Annotated in this window: 13 protein-coding genes; 8 read left to right on the plus strand and 5 right to left on the minus strand. The window is 70.9% G+C overall.

What is annotated here, in order from left to right:
* Window positions 1-3: 3 nt before the first annotated feature.
* A complete protein-coding gene (locus tag OG494_RS16915; protein ID WP_328456753.1) occupies window positions 4-1164 on the minus strand; it encodes a DUF1015 family protein in 1161 nt (386 codons plus the stop codon).
* A gap of 125 nt (window positions 1165-1289) precedes the next feature.
* Between OG494_RS16915 and OG494_RS16920 the strand changes: the two genes are divergently transcribed.
* Window positions 1290-2804, plus strand: a complete 1515-nt coding sequence (locus OG494_RS16920) for an MDR family MFS transporter (protein WP_328456754.1) — start codon at window positions 1290-1292, stop codon at window positions 2802-2804.
* Between the two features lie 174 nt (window positions 2805-2978).
* Here OG494_RS16920 and OG494_RS16925 read toward each other — a convergent pair whose 3' ends face one another.
* Window positions 2979-3899 (minus strand): TIGR03854 family LLM class F420-dependent oxidoreductase, encoded by a 921-nt coding sequence (locus OG494_RS16925; RefSeq protein ID WP_328456756.1) that lies wholly within the window; start codon window positions 3897-3899, stop codon window positions 2979-2981.
* Window positions 3900-3962: 63 nt separating this feature from the next.
* Complete coding sequence (locus OG494_RS16930) at window positions 3963-4406, minus strand: MarR family winged helix-turn-helix transcriptional regulator (RefSeq protein WP_328456758.1); 444 nt, start codon at window positions 4404-4406, stop codon at window positions 3963-3965.
* A 115-nt stretch (window positions 4407-4521) separates the two neighbouring features.
* On the opposite strand from OG494_RS16930, the gene OG494_RS16935 reads away from it, so the two are divergent.
* The 3 genes from OG494_RS16935 (at window position 4522) to OG494_RS48375 (ending at window position 6679) form a co-directional block, all read left to right on the plus strand.
* Window positions 4522-4914: a DUF5313 domain-containing protein gene (locus tag OG494_RS16935; protein WP_328456760.1), complete on the plus strand. Its 393-nt coding sequence runs from the start codon at window positions 4522-4524 to the stop codon at window positions 4912-4914.
* A gap of 16 nt (window positions 4915-4930) precedes the next feature.
* The gene (locus OG494_RS16940) at window positions 4931-5869 is read left to right on the plus strand and encodes an RluA family pseudouridine synthase (RefSeq protein ID WP_328456762.1); all 939 of its coding nucleotides are present in this window, start codon (window positions 4931-4933) and stop codon (window positions 5867-5869) included.
* Window positions 5870-6118: 249 nt separating this feature from the next.
* Entirely contained in the window at window positions 6119-6679 is a 561-nt protein-coding gene (locus OG494_RS48375; RefSeq protein ID WP_442874422.1) for a 3-deoxy-7-phosphoheptulonate synthase, read from the plus strand.
* A 191-nt stretch (window positions 6680-6870) separates the two neighbouring features.
* On the opposite strand, the gene OG494_RS16945 is transcribed toward OG494_RS48375, so the two are convergent.
* A complete protein-coding gene (locus OG494_RS16945) occupies window positions 6871-7755 on the minus strand; it encodes a LysR family transcriptional regulator (RefSeq protein WP_328456764.1) in 885 nt (294 codons plus the stop codon).
* A gap of 95 nt (window positions 7756-7850) precedes the next feature.
* Between OG494_RS16945 and OG494_RS16950 the strand changes: the two genes are divergently transcribed.
* Together OG494_RS16950 and OG494_RS16955 are read left to right on the plus strand one after the other, a co-directional pair.
* Window positions 7851-8684 carry an EamA family transporter gene (locus OG494_RS16950; protein WP_328456766.1) on the plus strand — a complete coding sequence of 278 codons (834 nt, stop codon included), beginning with the start codon at window positions 7851-7853 and terminating at the stop codon, window positions 8682-8684.
* Window positions 8685-8759: 75 nt separating this feature from the next.
* Complete coding sequence (locus OG494_RS16955) at window positions 8760-10028, plus strand: alpha/beta fold hydrolase (protein WP_328456768.1); 1269 nt, start codon at window positions 8760-8762, stop codon at window positions 10026-10028.
* Between the two features lie 164 nt (window positions 10029-10192).
* On the opposite strand, the gene OG494_RS16960 is transcribed toward OG494_RS16955, so the two are convergent.
* Entirely contained in the window at window positions 10193-10897 is a 705-nt protein-coding gene (locus OG494_RS16960; protein ID WP_328456770.1) for a TetR family transcriptional regulator, read from the minus strand.
* A gap of 74 nt (window positions 10898-10971) precedes the next feature.
* Between OG494_RS16960 and OG494_RS16965 the strand changes: the two genes are divergently transcribed.
* Together OG494_RS16965 and OG494_RS16970 are read left to right on the plus strand one after the other, a co-directional pair.
* A complete protein-coding gene (locus tag OG494_RS16965; RefSeq protein WP_328456772.1) occupies window positions 10972-12438 on the plus strand; it encodes an FAD-dependent oxidoreductase in 1467 nt (488 codons plus the stop codon).
* 32 nt (window positions 12439-12470) lie between these two features.
* On the plus strand, window positions 12471-12920 hold the full coding sequence (locus tag OG494_RS16970; RefSeq protein ID WP_328456774.1) for a DUF6640 family protein: 450 nt from the start codon (window positions 12471-12473) through the stop codon (window positions 12918-12920).
* Window positions 12921-13505: the final 585 nt, after the last annotated feature.

The raw sequence follows: 13505 nt of genomic DNA on the forward strand, positions 1-13505 counted from the left end.
CGGTCAGAGCGCCGCCAGCACCAGGCCACTGCGCGGCTTCGGCGTGAAGTACGTGGCTTTGCGGGGCATCCGGCGGCCCGCCGCGTGCACCGCCAGGACGTCGGCGTAGGCGACCGGGGCGAGCAGGACCACCGCGTCCGCGCCGGCCGGGACCGGGCGGCCGGCCGGGAGCGGCTGGACGTGGGGGCCGTCCGGGTCGATGTCGAGCGCCTCGGCGAACAGGACGCGCTCGACGATCTCGTGGTCGATCACCGGGCCCGGCCAGGCCTGCTTCGGCAGCGGGACCCGCAGCACCGCCGAGCCCGCCCGGACCACCACCTCGCCCCGCACCGGGACCGCGTGGTCGTCGTAGCGGACGTCGAGGCCGGCGGCGGACCAGCGCGACACCAGATCCTCCGGGCCGAAGCCGGTGCCGGTCAGCACCCGGTTGATGGCGCCGATCCGCAGCTGCGGGCCCGCGGTGACCAGCGCGAGGAGCGCGCTGTGGCCGGCCGCCGCGGCCGCGGCCACGCGGTGGTTGCCGTCGGCGACCAGCAGGTCGGCGCCCGCGACGGCGGCCAGCAGCCGGTCCTGCAGCGGCCCGGCGGGCACCACCCACAGGTCGTGCCGGCGGCCGGCGGCGTCCGAAGTGGACAGATCGGGCAGGCCGAGGCCGGCGCAGGCGCGTTCGACCTGCTCGGTCAGCAGGTCGCCGTCCACGGCCGGCACGAGCAGCGCGGCGCTGGTCGCGCAGCCCAGCCCGGCCAGCACGGCGGCCCGCTCGGCGACGACGTCCGGGTAGACGTCCTCGGTGTGGCGCACCCGCGCGGTGCCGTCGTCGGTCACCGCCGCCGGGTCGACCAGGCAGAGCAGGCCGAGCGCGACGCCGTCCGGACCTTCGATCCGGTAGGGCGCGACGAACTGCCGCACCGGGCGGTAGAAGCGCTTGCGGAGCCGTTCGAGCACGGCGCGCGCGATCGGGACGGCGGCGGCCAGGTCCAGCCCGCGGGCCAGCGCCGCCGGCGTGCGATCGGGGTGCTGCACGGCCAGCAGGCCGTCCGCGGCGCCAGGGGCGGCCAGCGCGGCGGTCACGCGGTCGGGCTCGGCGAACTCGTCGACGTCGGGGCCGGGGACGGTGTCGCGGACCACCCAGCCCTGCTCGATCGGTCGGATCCACTCGCTCATCCGACCCATCATCCGCGAAGAAGACTGTGACGGAAATTCACTGGGGTGCGGACCACCGCGATGGAATGCTTAGGACTGCAAAGCAGTTGACTCCGGTCATGGCCACCCCGAGGAGCACGCCACCGATGACGACCCCGGCCCCCACCAGCGTGAAAGGGGTCGGCTTCCGGTCCGAACGCGGCCCGGTGCTGATCGCCGTCATGCTCAGCACGGCGCTGGTCGCGCTGGACAGCACGATCATCGCGACCGCGGTGCCCTCGGTCGTGCGCGACCTCGGCGGGTTCTCGCAGTTCCCGTGGCTGTTCTCGGTCTACCTGCTGACCCAGGCGGTCACCGTCCCGCTCTACGGCAAGTTCGCCGACGTGCTGGGCCGGCGTCCGGTGATGTTCTTCGGGATCGCGGCGTTCCTGGTCGGCTCGGTGCTCTGCGGGGCCGCGTGGAGCATGCCGGTGCTGATCGCCGCCCGCGCGGTGCAGGGCATCGGCGCGGGCGCGATCCAGCCGATGTCGATGACGGTCATCGGCGACCTCTACACGGTGGAGGAACGCGCACGGGTGCAGGGCTACGTCGCGAGCGTGTGGGGCGTCGCGTCGGTCGTCGGGCCGACGCTCGGCGGTGTCTTCGCGGAGTACCTGGACTGGCGCTGGATCTTCTTCATCAACCTGCCGCTCGGCGCGATCGCCGCGCTGATGCTGCACCGGAACTTCGCCGAGCGCGTCGAGCGCAAGGCGCACAAGGTCGACTACACGGGCGCGGGGCTGCTCACGATCGGCTGCTCGCTGGTGATCCTCGGCCTGCTCGAAGGCGGCGTCGCGTGGGGCTGGGGTTCGCTGCCGAGCGTGGCGATCTTCGTGGTCGGCGCGCTGCTGCTGGTGGCGTTCGTCCTGGTGGAGAAGCGCGTCGCGGAGCCGGTGCTGCCGCTGTGGGTGTTCACCCGGCGCGTCCTGGTGGGCGGCAACCTGGTGGCGGTGGTCGTCGGCGCGGTGTTGATGGGCTTGACGTCGTACCTGCCGACGTACGCCCAGGGCGTCCTGGGCGCGGGCGCGCTGGTGGCGGGGTTCGCGGTGGCGGCGCTGACGGTCGGCTGGCCGCTGTCGGCGTCCTTGGCGGGCAAGATCTACCTGAAGATCGGCTTCCGCGACACGGCGCTGATCGGCAGCGCGTTCGTCATCGCGGGCGGAGTGCTGGTGGCGATGCTGAGCGCGACGTCATCGATCTGGGCGGCGGCGTTCGCGGCGTTCGTCCTGGGTATCGGCCTGGGCCTGTCATCGAGCCCGACGCTGGTGGCGGTCCAATCGGTGGTCGGCTGGGACCGGCGTGGCGTGGTGACGGGCACGAACCTGTTCAGCCGGTCACTGGGCAGCGCGGTGGGAGCGGCGGTGTTCGGGGCGATCGCGAACGCGACTTTGGCGTCGCGGTTCGCATCGCCGCCGGCGGAGGTGGCGGGGAAGCTGCCGCCGTCGGTGGACGCGACGAGCCTGGTGCTGGGGAGCCACGAGGACACCCCGGTGACGAGGTTCGTGCGTGGGGCTTTGGCGGACGCCACGCACTACGTGTTCATCGGGCTGCTGGCCGTGGCGGCGCTTTCGGTGGTGGCGCTGCTGCTCATGCCGCGGAAGACGGAGCAGCTGGAGTTCTAGTTCCTCAGCGCGATCTTCGGTGACGTCATCGGTGTGACCGGGACACTCCTGGGCACCTGGGCAGAGCAGTACAGCGTGGCGCCGACGCCGACGAAGCCGCCGAGGCCAGGTCGGCGTGCTGGCTCGCGTACACCCCCCGCATCGTCTTGCAGAAAGGCATGCGCTCGAGTTTGATCAAGTAGCGGACTGGGGAAACCGGGGCCAGCTGGAGTTCTGGTTCTGCAGCGGCACCAGTTCGCTCTGGAACTTCTCCAGGAACTCCTCGAAATCGCCGTGCCCCGGCCGGATCACGAACTTCGACAGCCCCGCCTCGATGTGCTGCTCCACCAGCCGCCGCGCCTCCGGCCAGCTCGTCGCGATCAGGTCCGTCACCGGTACCCCGGGACGACGGCGGGCGGCCATGGACGTCAGCGCGTCGGGGAGGCCCTTGTCCGCCACCACCAGGCTCAACCCGAAGTGGTCCTCCTCGATCTCGCGCCCGGCCTCCGACGCCGCCCGCTGGATGGCCAGACGAGCCGCGAGGGACTCCGATGGCGTGTGGAAGCTGCCCAGCCACCCATCGGCGAGCCGGCCCACCCGGGCCAAGGCCGCCGGGGCGGTTCCGCCCAGCCAGACGTCCAGGGGCTTCGCCGGGCGTGGGCCGAGCGTGGCGCCCGAAACCTGGAAGAACTCGCCCTCGAACGACACGTCGTCCTCGTCGAGCAGACGCCGGAGCAGGACCAGTGACTCGTCGAACACCGCCGCGCGGCGGCCCTCCGGGACCGGGAAGAGGTCGTGCTCCGCGGTTCGGGCCGGGCGCAGGCCGAACACCGGGAGGACCCTCTTCGGGGCCAGGCCGGCCAGCGTCAGCAGCTGCTTGGCGACCAGGACCGGGTGGCGGCCCGGGAGGATCGCGACGCCCGTGCCGACCTTCAGTTTCGACGTCCTCGCCAAGGCGTGGGCCATGCCGATCATCGGGTCGACTTCCGGTGAGTAGACCAGCTCCGACAGCCACAGCGAGTCGACGCCCGCCGCCTCCAGGCGTTCCGCCAGCCCGGCGAACTCCGCGGGTCCGGACCCCTGCGCCGGCGCCACACCCAGCCTGATCTTCAGCACACTGCCCCCTAGCTCGACTGAAGAGCACAACGCGCCGGGACGTCGGGGGCATTCCGCCGAGGCTCAGGCGGTGGCGGCGATGACGCGGCTCAGCGCCGCGTGCAGGGCCTCCAGCTCGGCCACGTCCATGCCGAGCGTCTCGACCACGCGGTACGGGATCTTCTCCGCCTCGGCCCGCAGCGCGCGGCCCTTGGCCGTGAGCTCGACCGTCAGCTGACGCTCGTCCGTCCGGCTGCGGGCGCGCGTGACGTACCCGAGCGCCTCCAGCCGCTTGAGCAGCGGGGACAGCGTCGCCGGCTCGTGGCGCAGCGACGTGCCGAGGTCCTTGACCGATCGCGGCGAGCGCTCCCACAGGGCCAGCATCACCAGGTACTGCGGGTGGGTCAGCCCGTGCGGCTCCAGCAGCGGCCGGTAGATCGCGATCACGCTGCGCGAAGCCACCGACAGCGCGAAACACACCTGCCGGTCCAGCTTCAGCGGGTCCTCCCCCAGGTCGATCTCGGGCACCGACACCTCCAGACGTCGTCGCGAGGCAGCCTACCGTGTCCTCCGCGACACTAATGATTAGTGCACTAACGATTAGTGTACGCTGCAATCAGGACGACAGAGAAGGAGAGCCGACATGGAGCGACCCGGGATCCTGCGCTGGTTCGGCTACGCCGTGGGCGTGCGGCTGCCCGACCGCTACGCGGACTGGGTGCTGCACGACGCGACCTCGAAGCACTGGCGGGCCCGGTACGTGCTCGAGCGGTCGACCGGCATCGTGCCGCTGTGCCTCGTCTGGCTGCTGCTGCCCGGCCCGATCGGGCTCCGGCTCTCGCTGGTCCTGATGGCGGCGCTGGTCGCGTACTTCTACTCCTGCGCGTACATGGAGGAGAGCATCGAGCACCGGCTCGGCCGGCACGGCTTCCCGCACAACACCGGCCGCCGCACCCGCGCCGAAGCGGCCGAGGCCGCCAACGCCGAGGCCACCGCCCGGTACATCGCGCGCTACCGGACGTCCCAGGACGGTTAGTTAGAGTCGGGGCACGATGAGACGCAAGCTCCGGCCCCCGATCCCGCCCCGCCACGGCCTCGACCCCGCCCGGCTGAAACTGCCCGCCGAGGGCGACTGGCCGACCCTGCTGGCCCACCTCGTCGACCGGCTGCCGCGGGAGACGCCGGACCGCATCGAGCAGATGCTGCGCGAAGAACGCATCCACGGCCTAGACGGCCCGCTGGGCGTCGACACGCCGTTCGAGCCCGGCTCGTTCATCTGGTTCCACCGCGATCTGCCCGTCGAGGTGCCGGTGCCGTTCACCATCGACGTCGTGCACCGCGACGAGCACCTGCTGGTCGTCGACAAGCCGCACTTCCTGGCCACCATCCCGCGCGGCAAGCACATCCTCGAGACGACGCTGGTGCGCCTGCGCCGTGACCTCGACCTGCCGCAGCTGATCCCCGCGCACCGGCTGGACCGTGTCACCGCCGGGCTCGTGATGTTCGTGATCACCCCGGAGCTGCGCGGCAAGTACCAGACGCTGTTCCGGGATCGCAAGGTGCACAAGGAATACGAAGCGATCGCGCCGTACGACCCGGCGCTGGAGCTGCCGCGGACCGTGCGGAGCCGGATCCTCAAGGAACGCGGGGTGCTCGCCGCGCGGGAGGTCCCGGGCGAGCCGAACGCCGAGACGTACGTCGAGCTGCTCGACCATCGCGACGGGCTGGGCCGCTACCGGCTCGCGCCGTCGACCGGCCGCACGCACCAGCTGCGCGTGCACCTCAGCGGCCTCGGCATCCCGATCCTCGGCGACGACTTCTACCCCGACCTGGTCGAGAACCCGCTCGACGACTTCACGAAGCCGTTGCAGCTGCTCGCGAAGGTGCTCGATTTCGACGACCCGGTGACCGGCGAGCACCGCCGGTTCACCAGCAGCCGTCGGCTGACCGCCTGGGACGACCTGGACGCGTGGGCGGCACCCCCGGCGTGAACCGGGGGCGCCGAACCCGCTACTTGCGCCAGGACTCAGGACATCGGCCCCCTGCCGCTCCTGTGCGCACACGGCCCACCATGTCCGAGGAGGGCGCTCGCCGGCGGCCCGGCTCCTGGCGGGCCGCACCGACCGCGATGCAACCCAGGTGGCCCGGGAGGTACGACCTGGCGACGATAGCGCGGGACCTCGGCGAGGCCCCCGACCTCGGCGCCGCCACCGAAATCGAGACGCCGGCCGACGGCACGCATGGCGCAACTGCACGAACTCCGGGCCGGGTTGACCGGAAGCCGGGTGCCGGCGGTGGTGATCGGGCGGATCGCCGGTCAATACGCCATACCGAGGTCAGCGGCGTCCCGGCTACTGGTCCGCGGGTCGGGCGTGACGGAAATCGCCGGCTACCGCGGAGACATCGTCAACGACGTATCCCCCGATCCGCTCTCGCGGACGCCCGACCCCCGGTGTCTGCTCCGCGCGTACCACCACGCGGCGGCGACCATGTCGCTGCTGCGAGCGCACGCAGTGGGGCACCCTGGTGTGCGCACAGGCGTTTTCACGTCGCACGAAGCGCTGCTCCTCCGGTACGAAGAGCCACTGACCCGGCTCCGAGGCGGCACGTCGCTCAACACGGGAACCCGCCTGCCCTGGGTCGGCTGGCGGACCGCGGAGCCGTCCGGCGGACACATAGAGCACCTCTCGGGAATCGGAAACCCCGTGGCGGTCAAGGTATCCGCCGGAACAAGCCCGGTCGACGCTCGCCGGCATCTGCCGCCGTCTCGGCCCCGACCGGCCTGCACCTCGAGGCCGTGACCGAGTGCGTCGGCGGCCCGGACCTGGTCGAGGTCGGGCTTCGGCGGCGATGCGGTCTCGGTGTCGAGTGCAGCCGCGCCTTTCGTGAGGACGAGCGCGCCGATCAGCCATTGCCGGGCGTTCCCGCTGCCGATGAAGAAGCAGCAGCCGTCGCCGGCAAGTTTCTGCATGTTCGCACCGCACTCGATCGGTCATGTGCGGTAAAGGTCGGTAAGAAGCTCGAGCACGGTGCGGGTGGCCGGGTGGGGGTCGTCGCGCCACCAGGCCAGTCGTACGTCGACCGGTTCGGCGTCGCGCACCGGCCGGTAGACGATGCCGGGCCTCGGATAGTGGTCGACGACGGACTGCGCCGTGACCCCCACGCAGCGGCCGGTGCCGATGATCGTGAGCCAGTCTTCGATGTCGCGGCTCTCCTGCGTCGCGGGGCGCGCGTTCGCGGGCCACAAATCCGCGGTTGTCGTTCCGGTGCGCTGGTCGACGAGCAGGACCCGGCTGCTGAGATCGGCCAGGTGCACCGAGCGACGCCGCGCCAAGGGGTCGGAGGCGGCCAGCGCGCACCAGCGTGGTTCCTGTCCGACGACAGCGCTCTCGAAGCGACGGTCCTCCAGTGGCCTGCGCAGAACCGCGAGCTCCGCGGTGCCCTCGGCCAGGCCGGCGCTCGGTGTGTTGAGGCGAAGCAGGTGCAGAAGCGTTTCCGGGTGCGCTTCCCGCCACCGGTCCTGAAAGGCGAGTGTGAGCCGGCCGAGTGCCGACCAGGCGTGGCCGATGCGCAGTTCGGCGTGGTCCGACGTCGCTTCCCGCACCAGATTCTCGACCTCGGTCAGCACACGCCGGGCGTGCGCCACGACGCGGAGTCCGATCGCCGTCGGCGAGGTTTCGCGGGACGTACGTCGCAGCAGCCGGACACCGAGGCGCTTCTCGAGCGCCGCGAGTGTGCGGGAGACCGCCGCCTGTGAGACGCCGAGCGCGATCGCGGCGTCGGTGAACGTGCCCTCGTCGACGATCGCGACGAGGCAGCGCAGCTGGCGCAGCTCGACATCCATAACCAAATCGTATAGCCGGCGCGTTGCATGCATTTTGCACACGGTTCACTGCGGCGCAGGATCGATGCGTGCAAGCAGAACCCGACCGCCCGGCAGACCGCGCCGTCTTGCCCGCGAAGCCTCGCGCCGTGCCCAAAGCCGGGGTCTACATGATGCTCACCAGCGGTCTTTCGACCCAGCTCGGCGCCGCGATCGGGTCGCTGGCCTTCCCGGTGCTCGGCCCGGTCGGCGTCGTCGCGGTCCGCCAGTGCGTCGCGGCGGCGGTGCTGCTCATCCTCGGTCGGCCTCGCCTGCGGTCCTTCACGCGGCGCCAGTGGGGGCCGGTGCTGCTGCTCGCGGTGGTCTTCGGTGTGGTGAACCTGTCGCTCTACACCGCGATCGATCGGATCGGTCTCGGCCTGGCGGTGACCTTGGAGTTCCTCGGTCCCCTCACGATTGCGCTGGCCGGCTCCCGCAGGCGGGTGGACCTGGGCTGCGCCGTACTTGCCGTGGCGGGAGTGGTCGTACTGATGCGTCCTCGCCCTACCTCCGATTACCTCGGCATGGGGCTCGCTCTGCTCGCCGCCGCCTGCTGGGCCGCTTACATCCTTCTCAACCGTTCCATCGGGCAGCGCATCCCCGGGGCGCAGGGCACGGCCGCCGCGGTGGGGCTGTCCGCGTTGGTCTACCTGCCCATCGGAGCCGTCGTCGTGGTGCACCACGTGCCTTCCGCCGGCGTGGCCGGTGCGGCTGTCGCGGCCGGGATCCTGTCCTCCGCATTGCCGTTCCTCGCGGACCTGTTCACGCTGCGCCGCGTTCCCGCTGAGGCGTTCGGGTTGTTCATGAGCGTCAACCCGGTGTTCGCCGCCGCAATGGGTGCGCTCGTTCTGAGACAGAATCTCGACGTGGCCGCGTGGTTGGGCATCGTGGCGGTCGTCGCGGCCAACGTCATCAGCGTCCTCGCGAAGCCGAGGCACAAGTGACGCCGCGACAGTGCACAAAGCAGGGCGGAAACGGCGCCGTACCCCGATCACTCCATTGCCACAAAGGAGCTTTCCATGCCCGGTGTCACGCTGACCGATCATTTCTTCTCCGTTCCCCTCGACCATGATCGGCCGGAGGGCGAGCACATCGAGATCTACGCGCGCGAGGTGGTGGCCACCGGACGCGAGCGCGAACGGCTGCCCTGGCTGCTGTTCTTGCAAGGCGGCCCCGGCATGCTGCCGCCGCGCCCGGTCGGCCGGGACTCCTGGCTGGACCGCGCCCTCGACGACTACCGCGTCCTCCTGCTCGACCAGCGCGGCACGGGCCGCTCCAGCCCGATCACCCGGCAAACGCTCCCGGCCCGTGGCGAGCCCGCCGCGCAGGCCGACTACCTCACCCACTTCCGCGCCGACGCCATCGTCCGCGACGCCGAACTGATCAGGCACGAACTGACCGGCGAACCCTGGTCGGTGCTCGGCCAGAGCTTCGGCGGCATGTGCACCGTCACCTACCTCTCGTTCGCACCCGAGGGCCTGCGCGAGGCGATCATCACCGGCGGCCTTCCCGGCTTGCGCGTCACCCCCGACGAGGTCTACCGCGCCGCCTATCCGCGCGTGCACCGCAAGAACACCGCGTACTACCGCCGGTACCCGCAGGACGCCGCCTCGGTCCGCCGCATCGCCGCGCACCTGATCGAGCGCCCGGCACCGATGCCGGACGGATCCCTGCTCACCGTCGAGGCCTTCCAGTCGCTCGGGATGCTGCTCGGCACGAGCGACGGCGCGGAGGTGCTGCACTACCTGCTCGAAGACACCTGGGCCGGAAGCGAGCTGTCCGACAGCTTCCTCGCCCGCGCCGCGGCGTTCCTCGGCTACGCCCAGCTGCCGCTGAAATCGCTCATGCTCGAACTCACCTACGCCCAGCGCGGCACCGGCGCGCCGGACTGGGCAGCTCAGCGGGTGCGCGGCGAGTTCCCCCAGTTCGACGCGCGCAGGGCGGTGGCCGGGGACGACCCGGTGCTGTTCACCGGCGAGACGACCTACCCGTCCCTGTTCGACCAACCCTGTCTCGCGCCCCTGCGCGAGCCGGCCGAGGTGCTGTTCGCCCGCGAGGACTGGCCCGACCTCTACGATCCTCAGCGCTTGGCCGCGAACGACGTCCCCGTGGCCGCCGCCGTCTACCTCGACGACATGTACGTCGATGCCACGTACTCGCTGCAGACCGCCGAGACCATCAGGGGCCTGCGGCTGTGGGCGACCAACGAGCACGAGCACGACGGGCTTCGCGTCAGTAGCGGACGCGTCCTCGACCACCTGCTGCGAATGCTGCACGGCCAGATCTGAAGCGGAGCGCCAACCGCTGAGAACCACCACGTACCGACCCGAATCGGCTCACGCGTAGCGAGGGGGCGAGAAGTCCCGCCTCGCCGACGGCACGGTCATCCCTGGCGATACGTCGTCAGGGAAGTCGCCGACGACGACCAGCAAAGGGTTCCGCGGCCGGAAACTCACCCGTCAATCCACGCTCGAAGGCCGCCGTCGATTACTTGCGCGGCGCGGCGGACTTCCGCCAGGACACGCTCGCGAACCTCGTCCAAGCCGAGGTCGCCGTACAGGTGCTTCTTCACCGCATCGGCCTTCACGTCCCACAGCCCCACCAGCGCGGTCGCGGCAATCCTCGGCTCCGGGGCGTCCGGGCTCAGGCCGATCCGCTCGGCCAGGATCCCCGCCGCGACGGCGACCACCTGATCCCGCGCGTCGCGCTGATGCGCGCGCAGTGCGGCCGTGGCCTCGACCAGATCGGTGAAGCGCCGCATCGTGGCACGAGCCCGCACCGGATCGTCCTGCCCACCGAGCCAGGACAGCAAATCCCCGAGCTCGCCGGCCACGATCCGCTGGACGGCCGTCACGGGCGGTGTCCCGACGTCGGCCAAGCTCGACCGCAGTGACGCGGCCGTGGCGTCCCAGCGGTCCAGGACCAGCGACTCCTTGGTCGGGAAGTAGTTGAACACCGTCTGCTCGGACACGCCGCACGCCTCGGCGACCTCCGATACCCGGACAGCGTCGAAGCCCCGTTGCATGAACATCTCGGTCGCCGTGTCGGACAGCTGCTGACGCATCAACCGCTTCTTCCGCTCACGCAACCCCTCCCGAGCGGGCGCACCCTCCTTCGGGGCACGCGTGGTCGTCCAGGTCACCGATCGCGCTTCCATCACCGCAGCATAGTCTAGCCGCTCAATTTTTCGTGCTACTCTAATTTTTGAGTCACCCAAAAATAGGAGTCGTGATGACCACCACCCCACGCATCGCCATCGTCGGAGCCGGCCCCGGCGGCCTGCTGTGCGCCCGCGTCCTGCAGCGACACGGCCTCCAGGTCGCCGTCTACGACACGGACGCCGGCGTTCACGCCCGCGACGCCGGCGGCACGCTCGACCTGAAGGCCGACTCGGGCCAGATCGCTCTCGAAGACGCCGGCCTCCTTGCGCGGTTCCGCGCCCTCGCCCGCCCCGAAGGCCAGGCGAAGACCAGCCTCGACCAGCACGGCACGGTGCTGTCCGCCTTCGTCCCGGAAGAACAGGACGAGGCCGCGAACGAGATCGACCGCGGACAGCTGCGGGCCCTGCTCGCCGACCACCTCACGGCCGGAACCGTGCGCTGGGGCCACAAGCTGCACACCGCGACCCCGCTCCCCGATGGCACGCACCGCCTCGAGTTCACCAACGGCACCGTCACCGAGGCCGACCTCCTCATCGGCGCCGACGGGGCGTGGTCACGCGTGCGCCCCCTGCTGACCGACGCCACCCCGCACTACAGCGGCATCTCGTTCCTCGACGCCCGCTTCGACGACGTCGACCGCCGGCATCCCCGCGTCGCGAAGCTCGTCGGCACCGGCCACATGTTCGCCACCGACAACGCCGGGCGGGCCCTCATCGGCCAGCGCAACAGCAACGGGCACGTCCGCGGCTACGTCGCCATGCGCACCGACCCGGACTGGTGCGACCAGGCCGGGCTGGACCTCGAGGACCGGGCCGCCACGCAGCGGTTCCTGCGCACGGAGTTCGCCGGCTGGTCCGACGACCTGACGCCGTTCATCACCGACGGCGACGGCGGCTTCGTCAACCGGCCGATCCACGTGCTGCCCGCACCCCTGACATGGGAGCATTGGCCCGGGGTGACCCTGCTGGGCGACGCCGCCCACGTCATGGCGCCGTGGGGCGGGTTCGGCGTGAACCTCGCGATGCTCGACGGCGCGGAACTCGCCCGCGCCGTGGCCGAAGAACCCACGGTCGACGACGCCATCGTGCGCTACGAAACGGTCATGCTCCCCCGCGCCGGCGAGTACGCCGTCGGCGCCAACCAGGCCATGGAAAGATTCTTCGCCACCAAGGACTTCGACCCCGCCGACATCCCCGACCCCGCCGCCGAACACCGCGAGTCGATCGCCGCCGCCGCCGAATACCGCCGCCGCACCCCCTTCGCCGCGAGCTCCACCTGGACACTGCGGTTCCGGACACCGGGCGGGGAAAAGCGGTCCACGCTCGTGTTCGACACCCCAACGGGGACCCTCGACGGCGTCCCGGTCGAAAACCTCCTGCGCACCGGCGACGACCTCACGTTCACCGCCAAGATCACCACCCCTTTCAAACTGAAGATCACCTGCACAGCCACGATCGACGGCGACACGATGACCGGCACCGCGAAGGCCGCGATGATGGCGATCGCGTTCACCGGCACCCGCGGGGCGGCATCGTGACCGACCGCCGACACAGCGGAAGGACCGGTCTCGTGTCCCGATTTCGCGGCCCCGCCCGACATCTGATCGGCAAGGTGCTCATCTCCACCGTGGCCATCGCCGGACCCGCGGGCGCGATAGCGGCCGACTGGAACGAAACCCACGTGTTCAACCCGACGTGGTCACCGCACGCCAAGTTCCACAACGGACAGACGATCACCCTCGGCTTCGAACTCGCCGCGGTGAGCCTGTGGCAGCTGTGGGGCCCGGGAGCCCGGTCCCGAGCGGCGGTGCGGTGGGCGACGTTGTTCGCCGGGTTCTACTCGGCGACGCAGGTCCCCGCGATCCTGTTCCCCGGCACCGCCTTGGTCGACCCCGAATTCGCGGACCGCCTGCCCGTCGTCGCCGGGGTCAGGCTCAACCAGCTCATCCCCGTCTTCGTCGTGCTCGCGCCGCTGCTCGCCGCGGGATACCGGCTCGCGCGGCCTCCCGTCGAGCGGTGAACCACCGGCGGGGTCGGATCCGCGCCCTCGATCCGGCCCCGCAGGGCAACTCGACAGCACCACTCCTGGCGACGAGATCGCCTGTGAAATCGTTGACAAGGTCCTGGAGCGTGTCTTATTTGGCGAGTTTCTTGGAGCAGGATGGCGGCGCCGGTGCCGGTCCGGGGACGCCGTGCTGCGACGGCTGCTGATGACGCGGACGCGCCCGGGCAGATCGACTACCCGGATCTGCGCACCGAGCCGCGGCCATCGATAAGCGATCCCGAAACCGTTCCGACCGTCCGCATGACTCGACGCACTGGTGCAAGGCCCGCGATGGCTTGATCGTTGGCCGATTCGCCAGGGTGATCGGAGTCGGGCAGGGCGGCTGCGGCGCGGCCCCGGCCGCGTTTGTGCTCGTGCTCCATGACGATGCCTGCGGACCCACGGCCGTCGAACATCGTCGTCGAGACGACGAACCGCCCCGCGCAAAATCGACAGCTGGCCACGCCACCAGCTGTCCGACCTTTGTGGATTTGATGGGCTTCGCCCACCGCCGCGGGTGTCATGCAGGCCCGCGCCGCTTGAGCAAACCCTCTACGCCGA

It is taken from the genome of Amycolatopsis sp. NBC_00438, assembly GCF_036026695.1.
Lineage (GTDB): Bacteria > Actinomycetota > Actinomycetes > Mycobacteriales > Pseudonocardiaceae > Amycolatopsis.

Coding starts and splice junctions, on each gene's coding strand:
- OG494_RS16915 (WP_328456753.1), bottom strand. CDS start 1,164: ATGAGCGAGTGGATCCGACCGATCGAGCAGGGCTGGGTGGTCCGCGAC.
- OG494_RS16920 (WP_328456754.1), top strand. CDS start 1,290: ATGACGACCCCGGCCCCCACCAGCGTGAAAGGGGTCGGCTTCCGGTCC.
- OG494_RS16935 (WP_328456760.1), top strand. CDS start 4,522: ATGGAGCGACCCGGGATCCTGCGCTGGTTCGGCTACGCCGTGGGCGTG.
- OG494_RS16940 (WP_328456762.1), top strand. CDS start 4,931: ATGAGACGCAAGCTCCGGCCCCCGATCCCGCCCCGCCACGGCCTCGAC.
- OG494_RS48375 (WP_442874422.1), top strand. CDS start 6,119: ATGGCGCAACTGCACGAACTCCGGGCCGGGTTGACCGGAAGCCGGGTG.
- OG494_RS16945 (WP_328456764.1), bottom strand. CDS start 7,755: ATGCATGCAACGCGCCGGCTATACGATTTGGTTATGGATGTCGAGCTG.
- OG494_RS16955 (WP_328456768.1), top strand. CDS start 8,760: ATGCCCGGTGTCACGCTGACCGATCATTTCTTCTCCGTTCCCCTCGAC.
- OG494_RS16960 (WP_328456770.1), bottom strand. CDS start 10,897: ATGGAAGCGCGATCGGTGACCTGGACGACCACGCGTGCCCCGAAGGAG.
- OG494_RS16965 (WP_328456772.1), top strand. CDS start 10,972: ATGACCACCACCCCACGCATCGCCATCGTCGGAGCCGGCCCCGGCGGC.